Annotated in this window: 3 protein-coding genes; 1 reads left to right on the top strand and 2 read right to left on the bottom strand. The window is 68.9% G+C overall.

Annotation, left to right across the window (positions count from 1 at the left end; genetic code table 11):
- Positions 1 to 284 precede the first annotated feature (284 nt).
- Entirely contained in the window at positions 285 to 1,166 is an 882-nt protein-coding gene (locus ACFWF3_RS31565; RefSeq protein WP_379317422.1) for an NERD domain-containing protein, read from the top strand.
- On the opposite strand, the gene ACFWF3_RS31560 is transcribed toward ACFWF3_RS31565, so the two are convergent.
- On the bottom strand, positions 1,167 to 1,916 hold the full coding sequence (locus ACFWF3_RS31560; protein WP_379317420.1) for a GntR family transcriptional regulator: 750 nt from the start codon (positions 1,914 to 1,916) through the stop codon (positions 1,167 to 1,169).
- Between the two features lie 14 nt (positions 1,917 to 1,930).
- Positions 1,931 to 2,623, bottom strand: coding sequence for an urea ABC transporter ATP-binding subunit UrtE (urtE, locus tag ACFWF3_RS31555; RefSeq protein WP_056814706.1), 693 nt, complete (start codon positions 2,621 to 2,623; stop codon positions 1,931 to 1,933).
- Positions 2,624 to 2,627 lie beyond the last annotated feature (4 nt).

The following is a 2,627-nucleotide window of genomic DNA, read 5'->3' as shown; positions in this document are numbered from 1 at the left end:
GTACTTGCCAGACAACCCAGTTGATCGGCCCGAGTTCACCGAACCGTCCCGGCGAAACGCGTGGTAGGGGCGCTGAATCCATCTCTGAACCACCTGTCTTCTCGAACATCGTCGGCCAGGATCGGAGCGTACTCGCCGGTATCCGCTCCAGGGGCCACTCCTGTATTCGTGCCGGTTTTCTTTGGTTTCCAGTGGTTTTCGGAACAGTTGCGCGTCATGATCGGTGGGTACCGCAGCGCGCAGCGGCGGTGTGAGGTCGCAGCACTGGTAGGGGAACATCGCACATGCTGGTTCGGATCAGACCGGGTGCCGAGCTCACCGGCGCCGAGCGTGAGCTCGTGGACTGCCTGCGCGCCTATCCGAGTACGGGGCTCGCACTGGTCGACTGCCGGGTGGGTGATCGGCGGCTCGGCGCGGTGATCGTGACGCCGCGCGGGATCACGGTGCTCGAAGTGAAGGGTTTCCGGCGACGGCAGAGCGGGCTGCTCACCGCCGCCGCCGACGGCACCTGGATGATCAGCGACAGTCCGCTGGATTTAGAAGCCGACACGTCGAACGGTCTCACCGACCGGGTCGAACACGGGGTGCACGCGGTGCGGGTCGCGCTGGAGCAGGCGTTGCAGGACAGCAGACACGTCTCCGGCGCGGTGGTGCTCGTGCCGTATCGGGGCGTGGTGGTGCGGCCGGCGCGCACCGCGCTGCGGCCGGGTCTGGACGTACTGGTCGCGAACAGCGTCGATGCGCACGAGCTGCGGGTGTACCTGGAAGGGTTCTCAGCGGGGCCGCGCGAATGGACGGTCGAGCGCGTGCTCACCACCTGCACGGCGCTCGGTGTGGTCGAGGCGCCATCGCGTGCCGAGCTGGTCGAGGAGGGCTTCGACACCCATCGACCCGCGCCGACTCCGGTGGCGCGGCAGGTGCGCGCATTCAGCGAGCCCGCCCCGCCGCCGGATCCGTCGCGGCGGGGAAAACTCGTCGGCATCGGACTGTTCGCCGCCGCGGTGCTCGGCATCTTCGTGGTCTTCGTGGTCGTCGGCGTGGCGCTGATCCAGGATTCGCCGCATCCGCGCCCGATGTCGGATACCTCGCAGACCTCGACTACCCGTGCGCCCACGTCGGCGACTCCGCGCAAGACCGAGTGCTGGCCGTTCCAGACGGACTGCTGATCAATCCCGCACAGCGCGACCGAGTTTGGTGAACGCGATCGCCTGCTCGGCGCGCACCCGGACGTGCGCGCGGGAGGAATCGATGTGGGCGGTGAGGGTGTGCAGGGCCTGTTCGTCGTCCCCGGCGAGCACCTGCTCGGCGATGGTGATGTGATCGGCTGTCATGGCCGCCACCCGCTCGGCGGTCGGCACATCCATCGTGCGCACCGGGCGAACCCGCAGGTAGACGGCGGCCAGTGCCTCGGCGAGGGCGGAATTGCCCGCCGCTCTGAGCAGCTCGGTGTGGAACCGCTCGTCGGCGGCGACCAGGTCGGGCCCGGGTTCCGGTGGGGTGTCGCGGTATTCGAGCCAACGGGCCAGCTCGGCGCGCACGGTGGGTAGGTCGTGCTCGGCCGGGATGTGCACCTGGACGGAACCACCCGCGGCGATACGCTGAAAACCACGGGATTCCAGCACGATTCGCAGTTCGTAGAGCTCGTCGAGTTCGTTCAGGCGTGGCCGGTACAGGTAGAGACCGTCGGGATGTCGCTGCACGAGCCCGTCGGCCTGGAGCCGGGCCAGCGCCTCGCGCACCGGGGTGCGCGAGACGCCGTAGCGCTGGGCCAGCCGTTCGGCGCGCAGCCGTTCGGTCGGCGCCAGTTCCCCGGTGGCGAGGTCGTGGCGGAGTTCGTCGTAGACGCGCGCGGCCAGCGGCACCCGCCGCCCGCCGCCGGCAGGACGCGCGTCCTCGCCCGATCCCCTCCCGGCCATGTGCGCCGCTGCGATCAGATCGCCATCGCCGCGCGGACCGCGGATTCCGCACCTGCCCCGCCTGCCCCGGTCGAGCCGAGATGCCCCGAGTGCAGCACGTAGTACTGTTGCGCGGCTTGCAGTGCGAAGCCGATGTGCTGCTCCACCAGCAGCACGCTCAAACCGCCGCGCTGCGTCAATTCGATGATGGTGCGCTCGATTTCGGCGACCACCGACGGCTGGATGCCCTCGGTGGGTTCGTCGAGGATGAGCAGCTTCGGCTCGGTGATCAGTGCCCGGGCGATGGCCAGCTGCTGACGCTGCCCGCCCGAGAGCAGGCCCGCCTTGCGGGTGAGCAGGTCCTTCAGCGCGGGGAACAGATCGAGGGATTCGTCGATCAGCGCCTTGCCGCGTTTGCGCCCGTCCGCGACCACCTGCAGGTTCTCGGCGGTGGTCAGCTGCCCGAAGCTCTGCTGGCCCTGCGGCACATAACCGATGCCGCGCTTGACCCGTTGCGAGGGCGAGAGTTTCGTGATCTTCTCGCCGTCGAAGGTGATGGTGCCCGATTTGGTGGGCAGCAGCCCCACCGCCGCGCGCAGCAGCGTGGTCTTGCCCGCGCCGTTGTGGCCCATGATCGCGACGACGCTGTCGTCGGGCACGGTCATGCTGACACCGTGGATGACCTCGGTGCGCCCGTATCCGGAACGGATGTCGTGTAGTTCAAGCATCGGC

Origin of the sequence: Nocardia sp. NPDC060220 (assembly GCF_042727815.1) — a bacterium.
Classification (GTDB): Bacteria; Actinomycetota; Actinomycetes; order Mycobacteriales; family Mycobacteriaceae; genus Nocardia.
This window is presented reverse-complemented; position numbering and strand designations above follow the sequence as displayed.

Coding starts and splice junctions, on each gene's coding strand:
- ACFWF3_RS31560 (WP_379317420.1), bottom strand. CDS start 1,916: ATGGCCGGGAGGGGATCGGGCGAGGACGCGCGTCCTGCCGGCGGCGGG.
- urtE (WP_056814706.1), bottom strand. CDS start 2,623: ATGCTTGAACTACACGACATCCGTTCCGGATACGGGCGCACCGAGGTC.
- ACFWF3_RS31565 (WP_379317422.1), top strand. CDS start 285: ATGCTGGTTCGGATCAGACCGGGTGCCGAGCTCACCGGCGCCGAGCGT.